Origin of the sequence: Afipia massiliensis, assembly GCF_014203115.1 — a bacterium.
Lineage (GTDB): Bacteria > Pseudomonadota > Alphaproteobacteria > Rhizobiales > Xanthobacteraceae > Afipia > Afipia massiliensis.
In genome coordinates this window covers 240,568-261,742 of the sequence record NZ_JACHIJ010000007.1, presented here as the reverse complement: position 1 = coordinate 261,742, position 21,175 = coordinate 240,568, and the positions used below count along the sequence as shown (strand labels likewise).

Genomic DNA, 21,175 nt, shown 5'->3' with positions numbered 1-21,175 from the left:
GACGACGTTTCGGTCTGGATTGCTTCGCTTCGCTCGCAATGACGCCGACGGATGGTCGACGCCCTCACGCCGTCTTTTCAAACAGCTCGCGTCCGATCAGCATGCGCCGGATTTCGCTGGTGCCAGCGCCGATCTCGTAGAGCTTCGCGTCGCGCAGCAGCCGCCCGGTCGGATAGTCGTTGATGTAACCGTTGCCACCAAGCAACTGGATCGCATCCAGCGCACACTGGGTCGCGCGTTCTGCTGCGTAGAGGATCGCGCCTGCGGCGTCCTCGCGCGTGGTCTCGCCACGATCGCAAGCCTTCGCCACCGCATAGACGTAGGCGCGCGAGGCATTCATCGCCACATACATGTCGGCAACTTTTCCCTGCACGAGTTGGAAGCTGCCAATCGGCTCGCCGAACTGCTTGCGCTCGTGAATATAAGGCATCACCACATCGAGGCAGCCCTGCATGATGCCCAGCGGCCCTGCCGCCAGCACCACACGCTCGTAATCGAGGCCGGACATCAGTACATTGACGCCGCGACCGACGTGGCCCAGCACATTCTCTTCGGGGACTTCGCAATCCTCGAACACCAGTTCGGCCGTATCAGAGCCGCGCATGCCGAGTTTGTCGAGCTTCTGCGCCGTGGAAAATCCCTTCATGCCCTTTTCGATCAGGAACGCGGTCATGCCGCGCGATCCCGCCGCGGGATCGGTCTTGGCGTAAACCACCAGCGTCTCCGCGATCGGCCCGTTGGTGATCCACATCTTGTTGCCGTTGATGATGTACCGGTCGCCCTTCTTCTCCGCGCGCGTCTTCATCGACACGACGTCCGACCCTGCACCCGGTTCCGACATCGCCAGCGCACCGACGTGCTCGCCGGAGATCAGCTTCGGGAGATACTTTCGCTTTTGAGCTTCGTTACCATTGCGCCGAATCTGGTTGACGCAAAGGTTGGAATGCGCGCCGTAGGACAGGCCCACCGACGCGGAACCGCGCGATATTTCCTCCACGGCGATACAATGTTCGAGATAGCCCAGTCCCGAGCCGCCGTACTCTTCCTCGACGGTGATCCCGTGCAGGCCGAGCGCGCCCAGCTTGGGCCAGAGGTCGCGCGGAAATTGATTGCTCTTGTCGATCTCTTCGGCGCGCGGCGCGATTTCGTTCGCCGAGAAATCACGAACGGTTTCGCGGATCGCATCCGCGGTCTCGCCGAGATCGAAATTGAACATACTGTGCGCGTTCGGAATCATCAGTTTTCTCCCGGGGCAGGCTTTTTTGACGAAAGCCGGCCCTTGTTTGGCGGACAATGCCACGGGCCGGTTGCGGGGAGAAGAGGCGAAAGGGCCGGAACATGCTGGCGCCTTCCGTGCGGCAATCCTGCCCCGGACACGGGAGAGATGGCCATAAAGTGAGACGGCAAAATGTCTTGTATCTGACATTTCGCCGGCAATTGGGTGCGCGGTGTTGCGTTACGCCAGCGCGCGTGAGGCCTCCCGCACCTTGCGGGTCGACGCATCGACGGACCGCGTGGCGTCCGCGATGTCGTTCATGTTGGAGTTGATGTCGGTCACGCCTTTCGCTGCAACCTGCATGTTGGCGGAAATGCTCTGCGTAACGGATGCTTGCTCTTCGACGGAGGCCGCAATCGCCGATGAAATCTCATTGATGCGGGAGATCGTCTGGGTGATCGCCTCGATAACATTCACCGCGCTGGTCGTGGTTCCCTGAACCTCGGCGATTTGCGCGCTGATTTCGTCGGTCGCCTTGGCGGTCTGGGTCGCAAGGCTTTTGACTTCCGACGCCACGACAGCGAAGCCCCTGCCCGCGTCGCCGGCTCGCGCCGCCTCGATGGTGGCATTGAGCGCGAGCAGATTGGTCTGTTCGGCAATGTTGTTGATGAGCTTGACCACATCGCCGATCTTCTGGGCGGCTATTGCAAGGCCCGACACGATGGCGCTTGTCTCGTTAGCCTGCTGGACCGCCTGCAGCGAGATGGTGAGCGCGTCCGCAGCCTGACGGCTGATTTCTCCAACGGAGGCTGCAAGCTCCTCCGCGCCGGACGCGACAGCCTGCATGTTGGACGACGTCTGCGTCGATGCACTCGCCGCCGACGTCACCCGCTCGGACGTCGAAGCCACAGCCTCCGTAATCTGCCCCAGATCGATGTCGATGGATTTCTGCACTTCGCCACGGCGAAGGCGGTCCTCAACCTGAGCGGTGGTGTCGGTGGCGAACTTGACCACCTTGGCGAGTTTGCCGTCCGCGCCCCGGATCGGATTGTAGGAGGCTTGAATCCAGATCGCCTTGCCGCCCTTGCCGACGCGCTTGTATTCGGCCGCCTGATAGTCGCCACGGCGCAGCGAATCCCAGAAGTCGCGGTAGGCGGCGCTGTCGCGATACTGAGGCTCGACGAACATGCCGTGATGCTTGCCCTGGATTTCGTCCAGCCGATAACCGAGCGTGCTCAGAAAATTCTCGTTCGCTGTGATGATCGTGCCGTCGAGGTTGAATTCGATCACCGCCTGCGACTTCTGAATGGCCGCGATCTGGCCTTCATAATCAGCGCTCTTCAGCTTCTGCTCGGTGATGTCGGTGGCGAACTTGACCACCTTGTACGGCTTGCCGCCGCGATCCATCAGCGGGTTGTACGAGGCTTGGATCCAGACGGGCCGGCCGCCCTTGGCGACGCGCGGGAATTCGCGCGACTGGTACTCACCCCGGCGCAGGGCATCCCAGAACTCGCGGTATTCCGCCCGCTCGCGAAGTTCGGGATCGACGAAAATGCTGTGGTGCTTCCCCTGAATCTCGTCCAGCCGATATCCCATGGCATTCAGGAAATTCGGATTAGCTGTCACAATTGTGCCATCGAGGTTAAACTCGATCACCGCCTGAGATTTACTAAGCGCGTCTAGCTTTGCTGTAAGCTCCTGAGAAGACTTAAACAATTGCATTTCGAACGCTCCCGTTTCTAGGTGAGACGAGCGAAGGATAAGCCGAATCCGTTAACCAAGCTTTATCCGCGTGCGGGTTCTCGTATTTTCACCTTCAGGTTGCATATATTTTTACCACTGCGCGCAGTGGAACGGCCGATCGCAGGGTTCCAAGCCAACAGGCCTGGCCTCCGACGACAGCGGTCGTGCTTGCCTCATCGCCTGCGAGCGGGTGTAATTCCTCCAACGACAAGCCTCCGGGATCAACCACGGAAGCGGTTTGAGGGAGACGCGCGATGCACGGCACGCTGGATCTTGCGCAAAGCTCCGAGCAGAAGGCGGCGCGCGACAAGGCCTATTCAACTCCGCTCGCGGATTTCAATCCAGGCGACCCCGACCTTTTCCGCAACGATACGTTCTGGCCCTATTTCGAGCGGCTGCGGAAGGAGGACCCTGTCCACTACTGCAAGGACAGCCAGTTCGGTCCTTACTGGTCGGTGATGAAGTACAACGACATCATGCATGTCGAGACCAATCATCAAATCTATTCGTCGGAATCGAGTCTCGGCGGAATCACGATCCGCGATGCGCCGCCTGAATTCCGCCGTCCGATGTTCATCGCCATGGATCAGCCAAAACACAGTGCGCAGCGCAAAACCGTCGCGCCAATGTTCACGCCCACCCACCTCGACCAGCTTGCCGGCACAATCCGTCAGCGCGCCGCGCAGTGCCTGGATTCACTACCGCGTAACGCCACCTTCGACTGGGTCGACCGGGTCTCGATCGAGCTCACCACCCAGATGCTCGCGACCTTGTTTGATTTTCCGTGGGAGGATCGCCGCAAGCTGACCCGCTGGTCCGACGTCGCCACCGCCCTGCCTGGCAACACCGAGATCATCGCGTCAGAGGATGCCCGGCAGGCCGAATTGCAGGAATGCGCGGCCTATTTCTCAAGGCTGTGGAACGAGCGGATCAATGCTGCGCCGAAAAGCGACCTCATCTCGATGATGGCGCATGCGGAAGCAACCCGCGACATGGACCCCAAGACGTTTCTGGGAAATCTCATCCTGCTGATCGTCGGCGGCAACGACACCACCCGCAACTCGCTCTCCGGCGGCCTTTTCGCGCTGAATCAGAATCCCCGCGAATATCAAAAACTGCGCGACAACCACGCCCTGGTCGACAGCATGGTGCCGGAAGTCATCCGCTGGCAGACGCCGCTGGCGCATATGCGCCGCACCGCGCTGCAGGATACCGAACTCCGCGGCAAAACGATCAAAAAGGGCGACAAGGTTGTGATGTGGTATGTTTCGGGCAATCGCGACGACGAAGTGATCGAGAACCCCGACAGCTTCATCATCGATCGCGCCCGCCCCCGTCAGCACCTGTCGTTCGGCTTCGGCATTCACCGCTGCGTTGGAATTCGCCTAGCGGAACTACAATTGAAGATCGTTTGGGAGGAGATTCTCAAGCGCTACGACAATATCGAAGTGGTGGAGCCGCCACATCGGGTGTATTCCAGTTTCGTCAAGGGCTACGAGACCCTCCCGGTGCGGCTGGCGTCATAGCAAAGCCGGCATCGGCAATAAGAATTCGGCGTGATACGCGCCATGAAATTTACGTCTTGGAATGGGGAAGCGAACGATGCACGGAACGATCAGCATGGCCCGCGACGAGCGCCAGAAGGCCGCGCGCGAGAAGGCCTATTCGATGCCGCTCTCGGAATTCCACGTCGGCGCGCCCGAACTGTTTCGCAGCGACACGCTGTGGCCCTATTTCGAGCGGCTTCGCAAGGAAGAGCCGGTGCACTACTGCACGACCTGCCCGGTCGGCGATTACTGGTCGGTGACCAAGTACAACGACATCATGCATGTCGATACCAACGCCGCGATCTTCTCGTCGGACGTCAAATATGGCGGCATCAGCCTGCGTGACGTGAGCGAGAACTACAACTGGCCGAGTTTCATCGCGATGGACGAGCCGAAGCACGGCCCGCAGCGCAAGACGGTGTCGCCGATGTTCACGCCGGTGCATCTCGACCGGCTCGCGATCCTGATCCGCGAGCGAGCCTCCGACATCCTCGATAACCTGCCGCGCAACGAGACCTTCAACTGGGTCGATCGGGTGTCCATCGAACTCACCACCCAGATGCTGGCCACGCTGTTCGACTTCCCGTGGGAAGACCGCCGCATGCTGACGCGCTGGTCTGACCTTGCGACCGCCCTGCCAAAAAGCGGAATCTACGACAGCGAGGAACAGCGGCTGCGGGAGCTTGGCGAATGCGCAGACTATTTCATCCGGCTCTGGAACGAGCGCGTCAAGAATCCCGGCAACGACCTGATCTCGATGATGGCGCACAGCGACGCGACGCGTCACATGAACCGCGACGAACTGCTCGGCAACCTCATTTTGCTGATCGTCGGCGGCAACGACACCACCCGCAACTCGATGACCGGCTCGGTACTGGCGCTCAACGAGAACCCGGACCAGTACGACAAGCTGCGCGACAACCATGCGCTGATCGACAGCTTCGTCCCCGAAGTGATCCGCTGGCAGACCCCGTTGGCCCATATGCGCCGCACGGCGCTGCAGGATACCGAACTCGGCGGCAAGCTGATCAAGAAGGGCGACCGCGTCGTGATGTGGTACGTCTCAGGAAATCGCGACGGCGAGGTGATCGAGAATCCGGACAGCTTCATCATCGACCGTGCCCGGCCGCGAACGCATATGTCGTTCGGCTTCGGCATTCACCGCTGCGTCGGCATGCGGCTGGCTGATCTGCAGCTCAAGATCATCTGGGAAGAAATCCTCAAGCGGTTCGACAACATCGAGGTTGTCGGTGAACCCAAGCGCGTGTACTCGAGCTTCGTGAAGGGCTACGAGGAACTGCCGGTTCGCATCAACGTGTAGGCCCCGAGGCCCCCGGCGGCCCCGCGACGGCTGCCACTACCACTGTTGCAAAATCGGAATACGGCTGCGCGTCCGGCGCGGCTGGAACGCGCATCATCAATCTGCCAAAGCATGAGCATGACACATCAAGAGCAAGACTTTTCCGACATCCGCGAATCCGTAGCGAAACTCTGCGCCCAATTCCCCGGCGAATACTGGCGCAAGCTGGATCGCGAAATGGCGTACCCGAAAGAGTTCGTGCAGGCTCTGATCGACGCTGGCTACCTGTCGGTGCTGATCCCCGAGGAATACGGCGGCTCGGGACTGAAGCTGTCGGCGGCAGCGGCGATCCTCGAGGAAATCCAGCGTGCCGGCTGCAACGGCGGCGCCACCCATGCCCAGATGTACACCATGGGCACACTGCTGCGGCACGGCAGCGATGAGCAGAAATCCAAGTGGCTGCCGCGCATCGCTTCGGGCGAACTGCGGCTGCAGGCTTTCGGCGTCACCGAGCCGACCAGTGGCACGGATACATCGTCGCTCAAGACATTCGCGAAGCGCGAGGGCGACCACTACGTGGTCAACGGCCAGAAGATCTGGACCAGCCGCGCTGAATATTCCGACCTGATGATCCTGCTGGCCCGCACGACGCCGAAGGAACAGGCCGCCAAGCGTACGGATGGTCTTTCGGTGTTCATCGTCGACATGCAGGAAGCGAAGAAGGCCGGCGGGCTGACGATCCGGCCGATCCGCACCATGATGAACCACGCGACCACGGAAGTGTTCTTCGACAACATGAAAGTGCCTGCCGAAAACCTGATCGGCGAGGAAGGCAGGGGCTTCCGCTACATCCTGTCGGGCATGAATGCGGAACGCATCCTGATCGCGTCGGAATGCGTTGGCGACGCCAAGTGGTTTATCAAAAAGGCCAGCGACTACGCCAAGGAGCGCTCGGTCTTCGGTCGCCCGATCGGCCAGAATCAAGGCATCCAGTTTCCGATCGCGAAATCCTACGCCAACATGCGCGCGGCCGAGTTGATGGTGCGGGAAGCCACACGTCTCTACGAAGCCGGCAAGGATTGCGGCGCGGAGGCCAACATGGCCAAGATGCTCGCCGCCGATGTGTCATTCGAAGCCGCCAACGCCTGCATCCAGACCCATGGCGGCTTCGGCTTCGCCGAGGAATACGACATCGAGCGCAAATTCCGCGAAACGCGGCTTTATTCGGTTGCGCCGATCTCCACCAACCTGATCCTGTCGCATCTTTCCGAGCATGTGCTCGGCATGCCGCGTTCCTACTGAGAGAGACCATGTTGCCGCTTGAAGGACTAACCGTCATCGCCGTCGAACAGGCGGTCGCAGCACCGTTCTGTACGTCGCGTCTCGCAGATGCCGGCGCGACCGTTTTTAAAGTCGAGCGGCCGGAAGGTGATTTCGCCCGCGGCTATGATGCCGCCGCCAAGGGCCAGAGCAGCTATTTCGTCTGGCTCAACCGCGGCAAGCAATCCGTCGTGATCGATCTAGCCACCGATGATGGGCGCAAGACGCTGGAGAAACTGATCGCTGGCGCGGACGTGCTGGTGCAGAATCTCAAGCCCGGCTCGATGGACAAGCTCGGTTTCGCGCGCGAACGCCTGCGCGAGGATTATCCGGCACTGGTGATTTGCACCATCTCCGGTTACGGCGACGACGGCCCCTATGCCGACCGCAAAGCCTATGACTTGCTGATTCAGGCCGAAAGCGGGCTTGCCTCGATCACCGGCGGACCGGATGCACCCGCCCGCGTTGGCCTGTCCATCGTCGACATTGCCACGGGTGCGACGGCGCATGCGGCGATCCTCGAAGCCCTGATTGGCCGTTCGCGCACCGGACAAGGCGCAGACATCCGCATTTCGATGTTCGATGTGATGGCCGACTGGCTCGCCGTGCCGTTGCTGAACGCCGAAGCCGGCACGCCGCCGAAGCGCATCGGCCTCGCCCATACCTCGATTGCGCCCTACGGCGTGTTCACGTCGAAGGATGACCGCGACATCCTGATCTCGATCCAGAGCGAGCGCGAGTGGAAGAAACTCTGCGCCGAGGTCATGGCGATGCCGGACCTGCCGAGCGATCCGCGTTTCAGCAACATGGTCGAGCGCGTCCGCAACCGCAAACTGACCGACGACACCGTGGGCGGCGTGTTCAGGACCATGACCCGCGACGAATTGCTCAAGCGCCTGACCGATGCCGACATCGCCTTCGCCGAGGTCAACACCATGGATGACCTGTCGGCGCATCCGCATCTGCGCCGGATCGAGGTCGCGACCCCGAACGGCGTCGTCGCATATCCAGCGCCCGCCTCCATCGTCATCGGCGAACAACGACACTATGGAGCGGTGCCGGCGGTCGGCGAATCCACCAGCGACATTCCGCGAGGCAAGAAACCATGACCGCGAAACCCGACATCGATCATTTGCGCCAGTGGATCGGTCGCACCCAGGAAGCGTCCGACATCATCACCGTTCAACTGGTGAAGGGCCTGCGCGCGACCCTGTTTCTCGACATCGGCAATCCGGTTGAAGGCGATGTCGCGCCGCTCACGACGCACTGGTGCCTCGCGCAGCCGGTCGCGCCGATGAGCGAAATCGGAATGGACGGCCATCCCGCCCGCGGCGGATTTCTGCCGCCGGTGCCGCTGCCGCGCCGGATGTGGGCCGGCGGCCAGATCGAATTCATCGATCCGCTGCGAGTCGGCGATACGGTCACACGATCGTCGCGCATCTCCGACGTGACGATGAAGACCGGCAGCACCGGCGCGCTATGTTTTGTGTCCGTGGAGCACGCCATCACAACACCGCGCGGCATCGCCATCCGCGAGCGCCACGATATCGTCTATCGCGATATGCCTGCGGCAGCCGATCAAGCGCCGGCCGCATCGCCCGCACCTGCCCCGGCGGGAAAGATACGCGAAACCCACATGGCCGATCCGGTTTTGCTGTTTCGCTATTCGGCGCTGACCTTCAACGGCCATCGCATTCACTACGACCGCGATTACGTCACCAAGGTCGAGTTCTATCCCGGCCTGATTGTGCATGGCCCGTTACAGGCATCGCTGCTGATCGAGTTCGCCGCCCGCCAGCGTGGCGGCAAAGCGCCCGCGAAGTTTGTCTATCGCGGCGTGAATCCGCTGTTCGACGGCGCGGAATTCAGCGTCAACGGCAACGAAAAGGATGGCGGGCTGGAAGTCTGGACCGCCAATGCCGCCGGCGCGCCGACCATGAAGGGCACCGCGACCTGGTGAAAACGATCGTGATCGGCTCCCTCTCCCCGGCGGGGAGGGGGTTGGGGTGAGGGGCTCTCAATCTATCGATAGATTCTACGCCCTCACCCGATGCACTTCGTGCATCGACCTCTCCCCACGGGAGAGGTGAAGTAACTGGACGGAACTGCCTACTTCTTGAACGCCTCGCGCAGGCCCGCCTGAATCTTGGCCATGCCACCGATCCAGCGATCGTAGTTGTCGGTCTTCTTGCGCATGTAATCGATCACCTGCGGATGTGGCAGGATCAGGAACGTCTCGCGGTCGATGCCTTCCAGCGCGCATTGTGCGACTTCTTCCGGCGTGAGATTGCCGTCACTGGATTGCGGGCCCTTCGGCAGCCCCTTCAGCATGTTGGTTTCGACGCCCTGCGGGCAGAGGATCGAGACGCGGATGTTATGCGCCTTGTGCGAGATCGCGAGGTTCTCCGCAAAGCCCACCGCGGCGTGCTTGGTGGTCGAATAGGCCGCGCTGCCGACCTGCGACAGCAGTCCCGCCGCCGAAATCGTATTGAGAAAATATCCGCCACCGCGCGCCTTCATGCGCGGGATCAGATGGCGCGCCGCATAGACATGCGCCATGACGTGGATCGCCCAGCTTCGCGCCCAGGGCTCGTCCGAGGTGCCGCCGGCGTTCTCCGACAGCGGATCGAACCCACCGCCGATGCCGGCATTCGAACAGAACAGATCGATGGGGCCGAACTGCTTTTCGGTCTCATCGATGACGCGGAGAATATCGCTTTCCTTGCCGACATCGCAGGCAAACGATGCGCCGCCGATGGAGTCGGCGACGGTCTTGGCTCGCGCGCCTTCGAGATCGGCAACCACGACCTTGGCCGCGCCCTCGCGATGGAAGATTTCACACAGCGCCTGGCCGATGCCATTCGCGCCGCCGGTGACGACAACAACTTTTCCAGCAACTTTCATGCGGATGTTTTAGGCGGGAAGCAGATTGAGATCAATCTACTCAGGCCGCGACCAGAACCATGTCAAGCACCGCCGTATAGTGCAATGCGGCAGCGAGCAGCACGAAGGAATGCCAGATCGCATTCTGAAACCGCAGCCGCTCCCAGGCATGGAAGATCACGCCGAGTGAGTAGATCAACCCGCCCGCAGAGATGAACCAGAGCGTCGAGTTCGGCAGCGAGGCCACCAGGCTGTCATAGGCAATGACGCCGCTCCATCCCATCGCGAGATAGAGCCCAACCGACAGGCGGTCGAACCGCCCGGGGAGAAAAATCTTGAGCGCGATACCGGCTGCCGCGACCGACCAGACACCGGCCAGCAGAACAACGGCCATGAAGCGGTCGTTCATCTGCGCCAGGAATGGCGTGTAGGTGGCAGCGATCAGAATGTAGATCGCCGAGTGATCGAAGCGGCGCAGCACCCATTTGACGGGCGAGACCGGCCAGAGGTTATAGGTCGCGGACAGGCCGAGCATGGCGAGCAGGCCAACGACGTAGACCGATACCGAAACGATTTCCTTGGTCGAGGCATACATGGCGGCAACGACCACGAGGGCCGTAGCGGCGATCAGTCCGAAGGCGATGCCGAGCACATGGACCACGCCGTCCGCGATCAGCTCCGCGCGATCATAGTCCCAGCGAACCACGCCGCCGCCCGCGACCCGGGCGTGAGAGCTGATCTGCTTCAATCGGAAGATCGTCATGCGCGTAACCGGGTCAATTCATACCTCTACATCGAGCAGAAAGGATCTTCCGACAACGGTCAATTCTGAAAGAAACCGATCAAGATTCATGTCGGTTTGAAACTTGATTTCCGGCCCATAAGTCTCCAGCTTCACAAAACTGTCGCACGGCCCGTTTTTTAGTCTGTAATCTGTTGATCCCTCAGTCCGATAAAGTCTTGATGGAATTATGGCACCCAGCTTTTCGGACATTGTCGAAGACACCCGCCTCTCCATCCGCTCTCTGATCGAGTATGGCGAAAGCCTGTTCAATCCCACGGTACGGCTTGGGGTCACAGGCCTGTCACGCGCCGGCAAGACCGTCTTCATCACCGCGCTGGTTCACGGCCTGCTGCGCGGCGGCCGGTTTCCGGTGTTCGAGTCGCTGGCGACAGGGCGGATCGCCCGCGCGCGGCTTGAGCCGCAGCCCGACGATGCCGTCCCCCGCTTCGCCTATGAGGGTCACGTCCGCACCTTGATCGAGGACCGGCGCTGGCCTCACTCGACCACTGACATCAGCGAACTTCGCCTCGTGATCGAGTACCAACGGCAGAACGCGGCGACCCGCACGCTGACGCTCGATCTGGTGGATTACCCCGGCGAATGGCTGCTCGACCTGCCACTGCTGAACAAGAGCTATGAACTGTGGTCGGCGGAGAGCCTTGCGCTGTCTCGCCGCGAGCCGCGCGCAAAACTTGCGGCGCAGTGGCACGCCCATCTGGCGACCCTTGATGCGAACGGGCGCGAAGACGAACAGGCAACGCTGACCGCGGCGAAGCTGTTCACCGACTACCTGCGCGCCTGCCGCGACGAGCGCTTCGCCATGAGCCTGCTGCCGCCCGGCCGCTTCCTGATGCCCGGCAATCTCGCGGGATCGCCTGCGCTGACGTTCGCGCCGCTCGACGTCCGGCAGGACGGCACTGCGCCGGACGGCTCATTGTGGGCAATGATGCGGCGGCGCTATGAGGCCTACAAGGACGTGGTGGTGCGGCCGTTCTTCCGCGATCACTTTACGCGGCTCGACCGGCAGATCGTGCTGGTCGATGCGCTGGCTGCGTTCAACGCCGGGCCCGAGGCGCTGAAGGATCTCGAAGGCGCACTGTCTGGCATTCTCGACTGCTTCAACATCGGCCGCAGCACGTTCATCAACACGCTGTTCCGCCCACGCATCGACAAGATCCTGTTCGCCGCCACCAAGGCCGATCACCTTCACCACACCAGCCACGACCGGCTGGAAGCAATCCTCAAGCGCATGGTCGAGCGCGCCGCCTCGCGGGCGGAATTCGCGGGCGCCGGCGTGGATGTGGTGGCGCTGGCCGCCGTGCGCGCAACAAGGGAAGCTATGGTGCAGCAGAGCCGCGAAAAACTGCCCTCGATCCTCGGCACACCTGAAGAGGGCGAGATGTCCGGCGACGAAATCTTTGACGGCGAGACGGAAGTAGCGACCTTTCCCGGCGACCTTCCGGCCAAGCTCGACGATCTGTTTAGCGGGGACGGCGCATTCCGTGGCCTGTCCAACACAGCATCCGACCAGACCGACTTCCGGTTTCTGCGCTTTCGCCCCCCATTGCTGCAGCGTGAGGGTGGCGAAGAGCCCGCCCTGCCCCATATCCGCCTCGACCGTGCGCTTCAGTTCCTGATCGGAGACAAGCTGCAATGAGCGACAAGCCGCACCACCGCAAACCGGCGGCCTTCAAGCTCGATGATCCCCGCGTCATCCTGATGGACGCCGAGGACGATCCCTCGCGTCCTGCGCGCGGCAGGGTCCATATCACGCCGGAAGCCGACCCGGCGCAACTTCCCGTCGTCATCGATGAGCCGGCTGTCCCTGTCCGCAAGGGCTTCGGCTGGGGAGGCGTGTTCTGGACGGCGCTCGGCGGGCTGGTCGTGCTCGGCCTCGGTCTTGGCATCTCCAATCTGGTCGAGGACCTGTTCAATCGTAGCACCAGCCTCGGCTATATCGGACTTGTGTTCGCCATCCTCGCCGTCGTGGCGCTGGTGGTCATCATCGCGCGCGAGGCCATGAGTCTGGCGCGGCTGGAGACCATCGAGAAGCTGCACGCACGCGCGAACGCCGTGCTCCTGAGCGATGACCGCAAGGAAAGCGACGCCATCGTCCGCGACCTGCTCAAGATCGCCCATGACAATCCAAGGCTTGCCCGCGCCCGCGCCGCGCTGGAGGAACACGGACGCGACATCATCGACGGCGCCGATATGGTCCGGCTCGCCGAACGCGAGCTGATGACGCCGCTCGATCAGGAAGCGCGGCGGCTGGTGTCCAGCGCCGCACAGCGCGTCTCACTGGTCACCGCGGTCAGTCCCGGCGCAGTCATCGACATGCTGTTCGTCTTCGCGGCGGCGCTGCGTCTGGTGCGGCAGCTGGCGCGGCTCTACGGCGGACGCCCGGGCACGCTCGGCATGATCCGGCTGATGCGTCATGTGGTGGCGCATCTGGCGCTGACCGGCGGCATGGCCGCCAGCGACAGCCTGATCCAGCAGATGCTGGGCCACGGCATCACCGCGAAGCTGTCGGCCAAGCTCGGTGAAGGCCTGCTCAACGGTTTGCTTACCGCGCGGCTCGGCCTCGCCGCCATCGACGTGACGCGCCCCTTGCCATTTGAAGCCCTGCCGCGTCCCGCGCTGTCAGACCTCGCCAAGGATCTGCTGCGCCGCGCCGGGGGCGACGATCAGAAGTCCTGAGCGCCACTGCGTTTGTCAGTTCAACAATCGCCAGCGATAAAACGGCGAGTCCGGAGGCGGCGACAACTCGGGTGTCCATCCGGTGACCGTCTTGAATGCAAACGGTTCGATCACCACGCCCCGCCACGTTCGATCCGCTTGTCCGACGAGCCGCAACACAGCGAGCGTCTTTGTCTCGATCACATTGCCGTCGTTGGGCATGCTGTCGACATAAAGCCCGATACCGGATTTCATCGCTGCGCTTGACGAATCCCTGAAGCCGATGAAACGGCTTCTCTCGTTGACCTGAACAACCGGGATGCTGTCCCTCAAATGCCAGCGCAGCTCCGCGTAGATCCGGTAATCGAGCGTCGCAATCCATTTCGCGCCGACCTGATCCGCCGTGGCCTTGGCGCGGCGCGCAATCTCGCCGTAACCGGCTTCCTTCGCCACCGGATCCTTGGTCGCGGCGAATGCGAAATCGCTGACGGCGTAGTAATAGTAAATCGCGACGTTCAGCACGATACCGAGCGCGATCGCAGCCTTCGCCCACGGCTCGGCGGTGCGATAGATCCAGCCTGAGCGCCGCTCTTTTTCGATCTCGGCAAGGTTGATCGCGGCAGCGGCAAAGGCGAACGGCCAGATCAGCATCGGCCAGGTGTCGCCGATCCGGAGCGAGAGCGACTTCCACAGAAAATAGGCGAACGGCACCAGCGCACAGGTCGAGATCAGAATGAAGGCCGGATGTCGCCGCCGATAGCCCCGCCACGCCAGCATTGTCGCACCTGCCAGCGCCACTGGAAACAGGATCGGGCCGACCAGCGCGAACTGAAGCCCGAGAAAATCGCTGACGGTCCGCGCCGAGATGCCGTGGTCCGCACCGGCGCGGATGAACTGGAATTTGAACGACGCCCAGTCATGCTGCCAGTTCCAGATCAGCACCGGCGAAAACACCAGCAGTGCGACGACCACCGCGATCCACGGATAAAGACTTCGCAGCCAGCGCGTCCGCCACGGCGGTACCAGCAAAAATGCCAGGATGGCCGGCGCAAAGAAGATCGCCGTGTACTTCGACAGCAACGCCAGCCCGCCGAACAATCCAGCGGCCAGCCACCAGCGGCCGTCGTCGCTTTCAGTCAATCGCACCAGCGACCAGACCATCGCGAGCGAAAGCGGGATCAGCGCCACATCGGGCAGAATCCGCGACGCGAACAGTCCATATTCGGGAGCCGCGAGCGGCATCAGCACGGCGAGAAGGACGAAGCGGCGGTCCCCCGTCAGCCGCCAGACGATGTCCGCCAGAAGTGCCAGCGCGATCCACATCGCAAGCAACCCGCCGAACCGCGCGCCGAAGTTGGTGTCCCCGAAGATTGCCGTGCCCAAGCGCACGACCCACGCGATCATCGGCGGATGATCGAGATAGGACAACACGTTTTCTTTTGAGAGCGTCCAGTAATAGGCTTCATCTGTGCGCAGGTCGGCCGTCGCGGCGTAGACCACCTGCAATGTCACAAGAACGGCAATCGCGATGCCCGCAGCAAGCATGGTGCGTGTGGGCAGGCGTTGCTCTTTCGTGATTCCGGTCGTGACAGCCTTCTCCATGCGGTAGCTTTTCCGCGACTGCACCGGTGAAGTCAAACCAGCCCTTCCCCGGCGCCATCTCAAAAGGGCGACAGTGCAATCGCCGGCCCATAGCGCTGCGGCGACATCTTCGTTAGGATTCGGGGCCTCCGGGCGATCCGGGCCTATCGAGCTTCATTTGTTTTTCAGTCGAGCGATTACAGCATGGCCGAAACTGCCGCTTCACCTCTCCCCCGATTTCTGCGCGGGATCGGAATTCGTCAGGTGCGGCTCGCCACCGGCCTTATCCTGTTTGCCTACCTCATCAGCCACTTCACCAACCATGCGCTCGGTAACATCTCGCTCAGCGCGATGGATGACGCGCTCGTCTATCACATGCTGTTCTGGCAAAGCTGGCCGGTCCTGATCGTGTTCTATGGCGCCGTGCTGACGCATCTCGGCCTCGGCATCTGGGCGCTTTACGCGCGACGGCAATTTCGCTGGACCGCCATCGAACTAACGCAGCTTGTTTTCGGCCTCAGCATTCCGGCTTTTGTCATCGGCCATCTGGTCGGCGTTCGCATCGCCGCGCCGCTGTTCGGGCATGAGAAAGATTATCCGCAGGTCTTCTTTGCCTACTGGGTGTTCCGGCCGCATCTGAAATGGATGATGTACGCCGTACTGCTGGTGTCGTGGGTCCACGGCTGCATCGGAATCTACTTCTGGGCCCGGACCAAACCATACTTCAGGAAAATATCATCCCTGCTGCTGGCCCTTGCCGTGATCATGCCGACGGTGTCGTTGCTCGGCCTCTATCAGGCCGGCCGGACGGTCGAGCGCGCGAGCACCGCTCCGGAATGGCGGGCGGACAATCTGTCGCGCGATAAGGTCGGGACCTCAGCCGATCAGGCTGTCCTCGAACGGATCATTTCCACCATGCTCTATGGATACTTCGGCCTGATCGGCCTGACCCTGGCCGCACGCGGCGTCCGCGCGCTGGTGGAACGCCGCCGCGGCCTCGTCCGGCTGTCTTACGGCAATGGCAAAACGGTTCGCATTCCGATCGGCCTGAGCGTGCTGGAGGCGAGCACCCGCTTTAACATTCCCCATTCCAGCGTCTGCGGCGGCCGAGCGCGCTGCTCCACCTGCCGCATCCGCGTCATCGGCGACTGCAGCGCCCTGCCCGAGCCGTCGAACCGCGAAACCTTTGTGCTGGAGCGCGTCGGCGCGGGCCACGATCCCGCCATCCGTCTGGCCTGCCAGCTGCGTCCCCGCACAGACGTGTCGTTCTTCCAGATCTTTCCCGCACACACGAGCGCGTCATCGGCCGCGACCATCAAGCCCGCTCTTCCGGGGCGTGAGCGGTACCTCGTCAGCATGTTTGTCGACATGCGGGGATCGACCAAGCTCGCCGAACAGCTGCTGCCGTTCGATACCGTCTTCATCATCAACCGCTTCCTGACGGCGGTTTCGCAGGCCGTGGTCGAATGCGGCGGGCAGCCGAACCAGTTTGTTGGCGACGGGCAACTGGCACTGTTCGGACTCTCGACCAATCCGCAAACCGCCTGCCGGCAGGCGATCGAAGCGGCGTCGCGCATCGCAATCCATGTCGATGCGCTGAACGAATTTCTCGGCAACGACGTGCCGGAACCACTGCGCTTTGGGATCGGCATTCACGGCGGCGAGGTGATCATCGGCGATATCGGCTCCGAGGAGCACACGGTCTTCACCGCGCTCGGCGATTCCGTGAACGTCGCCGCGCGGCTGCAGGACATGACCAAGGCCCTGTCCTGCGAAGTGGTGGTGTCCGGGGACGTCCTGAAAACCGCCCACGTTTCTGTCGGCGACCTGCCTCAGATCGAGGTCCCCATCCGCGGCCGGGTCGAACCCTTGATCGTCTACACGGTCAAAAAAGCCGGAATGCTGTCGGATATGGTCGCCGATTTCGCAGTTGCAGCAGCGTAAAATCGCCAAATTCGAGCAAAGTTTGAGAGAAAGCGGCCGCCCCAAACGCCATTTTCTCTATCAAGGCTCAAACTTACCGCGTATCGTGCGCGCCGTTGGACACGCCCATCCGCGGGGTTCGACGTTTTGTTATCGGTCTTACCCTCTGGAGACTACGGAATGGCTAAAGGTACTGTGAAGTGGTTCAACCCGACCAAGGGCTACGGATTCATTCAGCCCAGCAATGGCGGCAAGGACGTGTTCGTGCATATCTCGGCAGTTGAGAAGGCAGGTCTTTCGACCCTCAACGAGGGACAATCGGTCGAGTACGAAGAAGTCGCCAACCGCGGCAAGACGTCGGCGGAAAATCTCAAGGTCTGATAGGAAGGTCCGATTCAGCAGAACTGGATCGGACCTTTGCTAACTCTGCGACGCGTGATCAGCCCCAGGATCAGTTCTGGGATCAACCCCAAGGGCCACGCTGTCTGCCCCAGGGCTCACGCGAGTTGCTGGACGCATTTGCCGGCGCGGTTGCCAAGCCGCCGCGCGGCCCCAGTTCGCCAGCAAGGCGCTGCAACTCATGGACCCGGTTCTCGGTCGACGGATGGGTCGAGAACAGATTGTCCATACCCTGACCCGACAACGGATTGATGATGAACATGTGCGCGGTCGCAGGGCTGCGCTCAGCGTCCATGTTCGGAATCTGGTGAGCCGCGTTGTCGATCTTGACCAGCGCCGACGCCAGCCACATCGGCTGACCACAAATCCGCGCGCCCATGTTGTCGGCCGAATATTCGCGCGTGCGGCTGATCGCCATCTGCACGATGGTCGCGGACAACGGCGCCAGGATCATCATCGCCAGTGAGCCGATGATGCCCGGACCATTTTCACGATTGCCGCCGAAGAACATGCCGAACTGCGCAATCATGGAGATCGCGCCCGCGATGGTTGCGGTGATCGTCATGATCAGCGTGTCGTGATTCTTGATGTGCGCCAGCTCATGCGCGATCACACCGGCCAGTTCTTCCCGGTTCAATGACTGCATCAGGCCGGTGGTCACCGCCACCGCGGCATGTTGCGGATCTCGGCCGGTCGCAAACGCATTCGGCTGCGGATTGTCCATCAGATAGACCTTCGGCATCGGCAACTGCGCGCGCCCTGCAAGTTCTGCCACGAGCCGCACGAGGTCCGGCGCACTGCGCTCGTCGACCTCATGAGCGCCGTGCATCGACAGCACCATGCGGTCAGAGTTCCAGTATGCGAACATGTTGGTGGCAGCGGCAATCACCAGCGCGACCACCGCGCCGCCCGCTCCGCCGATCAGGTAGCCGACTCCCATGAACAGGGCCGTCAACCCGGCAAGCAAAACCGCCGTTTTAAAGTAACTCATTCGCCTCCTCCTGACCGGTGTTTTGCCGGGGATGTCCCATTCCAGCCTCATAAATGGTGAGGACCAGGGCCCTCATTCAAGAGCCCGGTTCCTGCGGCGGCGCGTCGCGTCCTCGCCGCGAAGCCTGCACCGCCATGTCCCAGCCGCAACCGTCACCCGGCGAAAAGCGAGGAGCTCAGGCCGACATTCCCTTTTGATATATGATGATGATCATATAAAAAGCCAAAAAGGAAACTTCCAGATGACCATTCAGAACATCGGCGACGGCAACAAGCTGACATTGGCTCGCGCACCGTCATCGATATTCGCGCGCATCAGCGTTCTCGCCGCCTTGGCCGCGGTCGGATCCTTTGCGACGAACATCCTGCTGCCGTCCCTGCCCTCGATGGCGAAGGACCTGAACGTCTCGACTGCCGCCGTCTCGTCGACGATCAGCGTCTACCTTGCTGTTTTTGCCCTCGGTCAGTTGGTCGTCGGTCCGCTGTCGGACCGTTACGGCCGATGGAAGCCGGTCATGTTCGGACTTGGCATCTTCGTGTTGGGCAGCATCTGGTGCGAATTCTCCACGACCCTGCCAATGATGCTGGTGGGCCGCACCATTCAAGCGCTGGGCGCGTGTGCCGCTTCGGTCCTGTCGCGCGCCGTCGCCCGCGATCTGTTAAGCGGCGAAGATCTGACAAAGGCATTGGCCTTCATCATGGTCGCTATGTCCGCTGCTCCCGGCTTCTCGCCGCTGATCGGTGGCCTGCTCGATGCTACCTCCGGATGGCGTTCGGAATTTCTCGTGGTCGGCCTGTTCGGGGCAACCGTTGCACTCGCCTATTTCAGATTCGTGGGCGAAACTCATCGGCCCGATCGCAATGTCTCAATACAATTGACCGCGATCCTGCGCGGATACTGGGGCCTGCTCACCGATCTGCGTTTCGTCGCACCGGCCGGAACCATCGGGCTGTTTATGGGTGCCATCTTCGCGATGTTCTCGGTGTCTCCGCGCATCCTGATCGACGGGCTAGGCTTCTCTCCGATCCAGCTCGGCCTGTTCTTCGCTGGCACCGTGTTCGTCGTGTTCGGATCCGGCATGACAGCGCCGCGGCTGGCAATCAAGATCGGGCACGCCCGCGCCACGCTAGCTGGCCTTATCATTGCGACCACAGGCGGCACACTGCTGCTACTGGCACACTGGGTGACCCCGACGATCTGGAGTTACCTTATCCCGGTGCTGATCTTCCTGGCCGGGTTCGGCATGGTCAGCCCGCTGGCGACGGCCACAGCGTTGCAGCCCTTCGGCGACAGGGCCGGCCTTGCATCGGCGCTACTTGGGTTCCTGCAGATGGCAGGTGCGGCGGTCGGCGTCGTGCTGACCGCATCGATACCAAGCGCGACGCTTGCCATCGGCATCGTACAGGCGGCGCTAACCATGCTTGGATTGATTTTGTATCTCGCAGGCCAGCGCGCGGTTCCCGCGCGCTAGTTCTTTAGCAGGACGCGCCCCATCCCTTGGGGAACGGGATCATCGGCCATGGGCCGGTATCGGAACCAGACCCGGAACAGTCGGATGCCTTGTCGCCCGGCTCGAGCACACCGCCGCAATACGGACAATTGTTATCGTTTGCTGCCGGCGGCACGCCGCCAGATGCATCGATCACTTCGTGGGCGAAAAAATTAACCACACGAAGGCGCGGAATCACTCGAAATGCGGGCATGCTCATTCCTCTTCATCAGAGGCTGCATCATGCCAGCGAGATCATGCCGGTCCGTTCAGGCGAACACTCAAATTTTAGCTGTCTGTCGCATTTGTTGCGGGGTGCAGACACCCCGCAAAACCGCTCATCGCGAGACAATCAGACCGCGGCTGGTGACCACCACCCAGCGGCCATCCTGACGGCGGATTGCATCGACCCGCCCGACGCCAGGCAATGGGTCGCCGGGGATGACATCGAAGATTCCAGCGCGACCCACTACCGTTGCCGTGCCCTCGAACACTTCACGAAGTGTCCAACCCTCAACAACAGGCAAACGGTTGGGCTGCGTTGCGGCAGGCTTGATCGAACCAGTGGTTTCCGGAGCGGCGTTCGCTATCTGCGCGGGTGCCGGCGTCCGCAGCTTCTCAACGGCGTCGCTCAGCTTCGCCAGTTTTGCGGCGGGTTCGGCCTGCGCCTTCTCGACGCGGTCGATCCGCTCAACAATCTTCGCTGATTGCGCTGCGCTGCTGCTCTTGAGGGCGGCGATGTCGGCGTTGATCTTCCCGATCGCGCTTTCCATCGAACGCGCCTGCGCGGCAGCGGCATCAGCCGCAACTGTGGCGGTCTGGTCGCTTTTTAGATAGTGCCCAACACCCGCCGTCGCGAACGCGCCTCCAATGGCGCCGACAGCAGCGGCAATGGCGACGATGGCAGCCATGGAAAGCCGACGGCCGGTGGCTTCCGGCGCGGCGGCGTCATTGAACTGCTGCTCGCGCGCGGCGCTCTCATTGGAAACGATATCTTCCCAGGAGCTGTGCGCGGTCAGACGCTGCAGCGTGATTTCCTTGGAGGGCTGTCTTGCGACATGCGTAGACGCGCTGTCCTTCGCCGCATCTGCAGCCTTCGCTTCATGCTGGACCATATCGCCGGTTTCCGGAACCAGCGATGCTTCGCTGTGAGTGCCCGCCTGCTTGATATCGCCGTCGGCAGTATGGTCGGTCATGAGCGCTAACTCCGAAATGGTTTACTATTTGGTAACCACGAATTGGTTGAGAATTCGTTACCCAGGCATGATCCCGAAAAGTGGGGAACGGTTTTCGGACCGGATCATGCCCAAGGACGAAGACAGC

General features: G+C 61.8%; 18 protein-coding genes. 10 read left to right on the top strand and 8 right to left on the bottom strand.

Translation table 11 applies throughout. The annotated features are described in order from the left end of the window. Positions 1–64: 64 nt before the first annotated feature. Both HNQ36_RS22410 and HNQ36_RS22405 read right to left on the bottom strand, forming a co-directional pair. Positions 65–1,237 carry an isovaleryl-CoA dehydrogenase gene (locus HNQ36_RS22410; RefSeq protein WP_184089061.1) on the bottom strand — a complete coding sequence of 391 codons (1,173 nt, stop codon included), beginning with the start codon at positions 1,235–1,237 and terminating at the stop codon, positions 65–67. A gap of 219 nt (positions 1,238–1,456) precedes the next feature. After that, on the bottom strand, positions 1,457–2,938 hold the full coding sequence (locus HNQ36_RS22405; protein ID WP_184089059.1) for a methyl-accepting chemotaxis protein: 1,482 nt from the start codon (positions 2,936–2,938) through the stop codon (positions 1,457–1,459). A 275-nt stretch (positions 2,939–3,213) separates the two neighbouring features. On the opposite strand from HNQ36_RS22405, the gene HNQ36_RS22400 reads away from it, so the two are divergent. The 5 genes from HNQ36_RS22400 (at position 3,214) to HNQ36_RS22380 (ending at position 9,086) form a co-directional block, all read left to right on the top strand. Next, positions 3,214–4,485 carry a cytochrome P450 gene (locus HNQ36_RS22400; protein WP_184089056.1) on the top strand — a complete coding sequence of 424 codons (1,272 nt, stop codon included), beginning with the start codon at positions 3,214–3,216 and terminating at the stop codon, positions 4,483–4,485. 76 nt (positions 4,486–4,561) lie between these two features. Next, on the top strand, positions 4,562–5,827 hold the full coding sequence (locus tag HNQ36_RS22395) for a cytochrome P450 (RefSeq protein ID WP_184089053.1): 1,266 nt from the start codon (positions 4,562–4,564) through the stop codon (positions 5,825–5,827). Positions 5,828–5,944: 117 nt separating this feature from the next. Next, entirely contained in the window at positions 5,945–7,108 is a 1,164-nt protein-coding gene (locus HNQ36_RS22390; RefSeq protein ID WP_430641396.1) for an acyl-CoA dehydrogenase family protein, read from the top strand. Positions 7,109–7,116: 8 nt separating this feature from the next. Beyond that, entirely contained in the window at positions 7,117–8,235 is a 1,119-nt protein-coding gene (locus HNQ36_RS22385; RefSeq protein ID WP_184089046.1) for a CaiB/BaiF CoA transferase family protein, read from the top strand. After that, entirely contained in the window at positions 8,232–9,086 is an 855-nt protein-coding gene (locus HNQ36_RS22380; RefSeq protein WP_184089043.1) for an HTD2 family dehydratase, read from the top strand. The genes HNQ36_RS22385 and HNQ36_RS22380 overlap by 4 nt, the downstream gene beginning before the upstream one ends. A 149-nt stretch (positions 9,087–9,235) precedes the next feature. On the opposite strand, the gene HNQ36_RS22375 is transcribed toward HNQ36_RS22380, so the two are convergent. Both HNQ36_RS22375 and trhA read right to left on the bottom strand, forming a co-directional pair. Continuing rightward, a complete protein-coding gene (locus tag HNQ36_RS22375; protein WP_184089040.1) occupies positions 9,236–10,030 on the bottom strand; it encodes an SDR family oxidoreductase in 795 nt (264 codons plus the stop codon). 40 nt (positions 10,031–10,070) lie between these two features. Beyond that, a complete protein-coding gene (trhA, locus tag HNQ36_RS22370) occupies positions 10,071–10,772 on the bottom strand; it encodes a PAQR family membrane homeostasis protein TrhA (protein WP_184089037.1) in 702 nt (233 codons plus the stop codon). Positions 10,773–10,980: 208 nt separating this feature from the next. Between trhA and HNQ36_RS22365 the strand changes: the two genes are divergently transcribed. Next, on the top strand, positions 10,981–12,450 hold the full coding sequence (locus tag HNQ36_RS22365; protein ID WP_184089034.1) for a YcjX family GTP-binding protein: 1,470 nt from the start codon (positions 10,981–10,983) through the stop codon (positions 12,448–12,450). Then, complete coding sequence (locus HNQ36_RS22360) at positions 12,447–13,490, top strand: YcjF family protein (protein ID WP_184089031.1); 1,044 nt, start codon at positions 12,447–12,449, stop codon at positions 13,488–13,490. The genes HNQ36_RS22365 and HNQ36_RS22360 overlap by 4 nt, the downstream gene beginning before the upstream one ends. Before the next feature lie 15 nt (positions 13,491–13,505). Here HNQ36_RS22360 and HNQ36_RS22355 read toward each other — a convergent pair whose 3' ends face one another. Then, positions 13,506–15,071 (bottom strand): glycosyltransferase family 39 protein, encoded by a 1,566-nt coding sequence (locus HNQ36_RS22355; RefSeq protein ID WP_184089029.1) that lies wholly within the window; start codon positions 15,069–15,071, stop codon positions 13,506–13,508. A gap of 183 nt (positions 15,072–15,254) precedes the next feature. On the opposite strand from HNQ36_RS22355, the gene HNQ36_RS22350 reads away from it, so the two are divergent. Together HNQ36_RS22350 and HNQ36_RS22345 are read left to right on the top strand one after the other, a co-directional pair. Continuing rightward, the gene (locus HNQ36_RS22350; protein WP_184089026.1) at positions 15,255–16,994 is read left to right on the top strand and encodes an adenylate/guanylate cyclase domain-containing protein; all 1,740 of its coding nucleotides are present in this window, start codon (positions 15,255–15,257) and stop codon (positions 16,992–16,994) included. Between the two features lie 159 nt (positions 16,995–17,153). Continuing rightward, positions 17,154–17,354, top strand: coding sequence for a cold-shock protein (locus tag HNQ36_RS22345; protein WP_006021915.1), 201 nt, complete (start codon positions 17,154–17,156; stop codon positions 17,352–17,354). An 82-nt stretch (positions 17,355–17,436) separates the two neighbouring features. On the opposite strand, the gene htpX is transcribed toward HNQ36_RS22345, so the two are convergent. After that, positions 17,437–18,363 (bottom strand): zinc metalloprotease HtpX, encoded by a 927-nt coding sequence (gene htpX / locus HNQ36_RS22340; RefSeq protein ID WP_184089023.1) that lies wholly within the window; start codon positions 18,361–18,363, stop codon positions 17,437–17,439. Between the two features lie 241 nt (positions 18,364–18,604). On the opposite strand from htpX, the gene HNQ36_RS22335 reads away from it, so the two are divergent. Next, on the top strand, positions 18,605–19,834 hold the full coding sequence (locus HNQ36_RS22335) for a multidrug effflux MFS transporter (RefSeq protein ID WP_184089020.1): 1,230 nt from the start codon (positions 18,605–18,607) through the stop codon (positions 19,832–19,834). A 4-nt stretch (positions 19,835–19,838) separates the two neighbouring features. Here HNQ36_RS22335 and HNQ36_RS22330 read toward each other — a convergent pair whose 3' ends face one another. Together HNQ36_RS22330 and HNQ36_RS22325 are read right to left on the bottom strand one after the other, a co-directional pair. After that, positions 19,839–20,072, bottom strand: coding sequence for a hypothetical protein (locus HNQ36_RS22330; protein WP_184089017.1), 234 nt, complete (start codon positions 20,070–20,072; stop codon positions 19,839–19,841). 118 nt (positions 20,073–20,190) lie between these two features. Beyond that, positions 20,191–21,048 carry a hypothetical protein gene (locus tag HNQ36_RS22325; RefSeq protein ID WP_184089014.1) on the bottom strand — a complete coding sequence of 286 codons (858 nt, stop codon included), beginning with the start codon at positions 21,046–21,048 and terminating at the stop codon, positions 20,191–20,193. Positions 21,049–21,175 lie beyond the last annotated feature (127 nt).

Coding starts and splice junctions, on each gene's coding strand:
- HNQ36_RS22410 (WP_184089061.1), bottom strand. CDS start 1,237: ATGATTCCGAACGCGCACAGTATGTTCAATTTCGATCTCGGCGAGACC.
- HNQ36_RS22405 (WP_184089059.1), bottom strand. CDS start 2,938: ATGCAATTGTTTAAGTCTTCTCAGGAGCTTACAGCAAAGCTAGACGCG.
- HNQ36_RS22400 (WP_184089056.1), top strand. CDS start 3,214: ATGCACGGCACGCTGGATCTTGCGCAAAGCTCCGAGCAGAAGGCGGCG.
- HNQ36_RS22395 (WP_184089053.1), top strand. CDS start 4,562: ATGCACGGAACGATCAGCATGGCCCGCGACGAGCGCCAGAAGGCCGCG.
- HNQ36_RS22390 (WP_430641396.1), top strand. CDS start 5,945: ATGACACATCAAGAGCAAGACTTTTCCGACATCCGCGAATCCGTAGCG.
- HNQ36_RS22385 (WP_184089046.1), top strand. CDS start 7,117: ATGTTGCCGCTTGAAGGACTAACCGTCATCGCCGTCGAACAGGCGGTC.
- HNQ36_RS22380 (WP_184089043.1), top strand. CDS start 8,232: ATGACCGCGAAACCCGACATCGATCATTTGCGCCAGTGGATCGGTCGC.
- HNQ36_RS22375 (WP_184089040.1), bottom strand. CDS start 10,030: ATGAAAGTTGCTGGAAAAGTTGTTGTCGTCACCGGCGGCGCGAATGGC.
- trhA (WP_184089037.1), bottom strand. CDS start 10,772: ATGACGATCTTCCGATTGAAGCAGATCAGCTCTCACGCCCGGGTCGCG.
- HNQ36_RS22365 (WP_184089034.1), top strand. CDS start 10,981: ATGGCACCCAGCTTTTCGGACATTGTCGAAGACACCCGCCTCTCCATC.
- HNQ36_RS22360 (WP_184089031.1), top strand. CDS start 12,447: ATGAGCGACAAGCCGCACCACCGCAAACCGGCGGCCTTCAAGCTCGAT.
- HNQ36_RS22355 (WP_184089029.1), bottom strand. CDS start 15,071: ATGGAGAAGGCTGTCACGACCGGAATCACGAAAGAGCAACGCCTGCCC.
- HNQ36_RS22350 (WP_184089026.1), top strand. CDS start 15,255: ATGGCCGAAACTGCCGCTTCACCTCTCCCCCGATTTCTGCGCGGGATC.
- HNQ36_RS22345 (WP_006021915.1), top strand. CDS start 17,154: ATGGCTAAAGGTACTGTGAAGTGGTTCAACCCGACCAAGGGCTACGGA.
- htpX (WP_184089023.1), bottom strand. CDS start 18,363: ATGAGTTACTTTAAAACGGCGGTTTTGCTTGCCGGGTTGACGGCCCTG.
- HNQ36_RS22335 (WP_184089020.1), top strand. CDS start 18,605: ATGACCATTCAGAACATCGGCGACGGCAACAAGCTGACATTGGCTCGC.
- HNQ36_RS22330 (WP_184089017.1), bottom strand. CDS start 20,072: ATGAGCATGCCCGCATTTCGAGTGATTCCGCGCCTTCGTGTGGTTAAT.
- HNQ36_RS22325 (WP_184089014.1), bottom strand. CDS start 21,048: ATGACCGACCATACTGCCGACGGCGATATCAAGCAGGCGGGCACTCAC.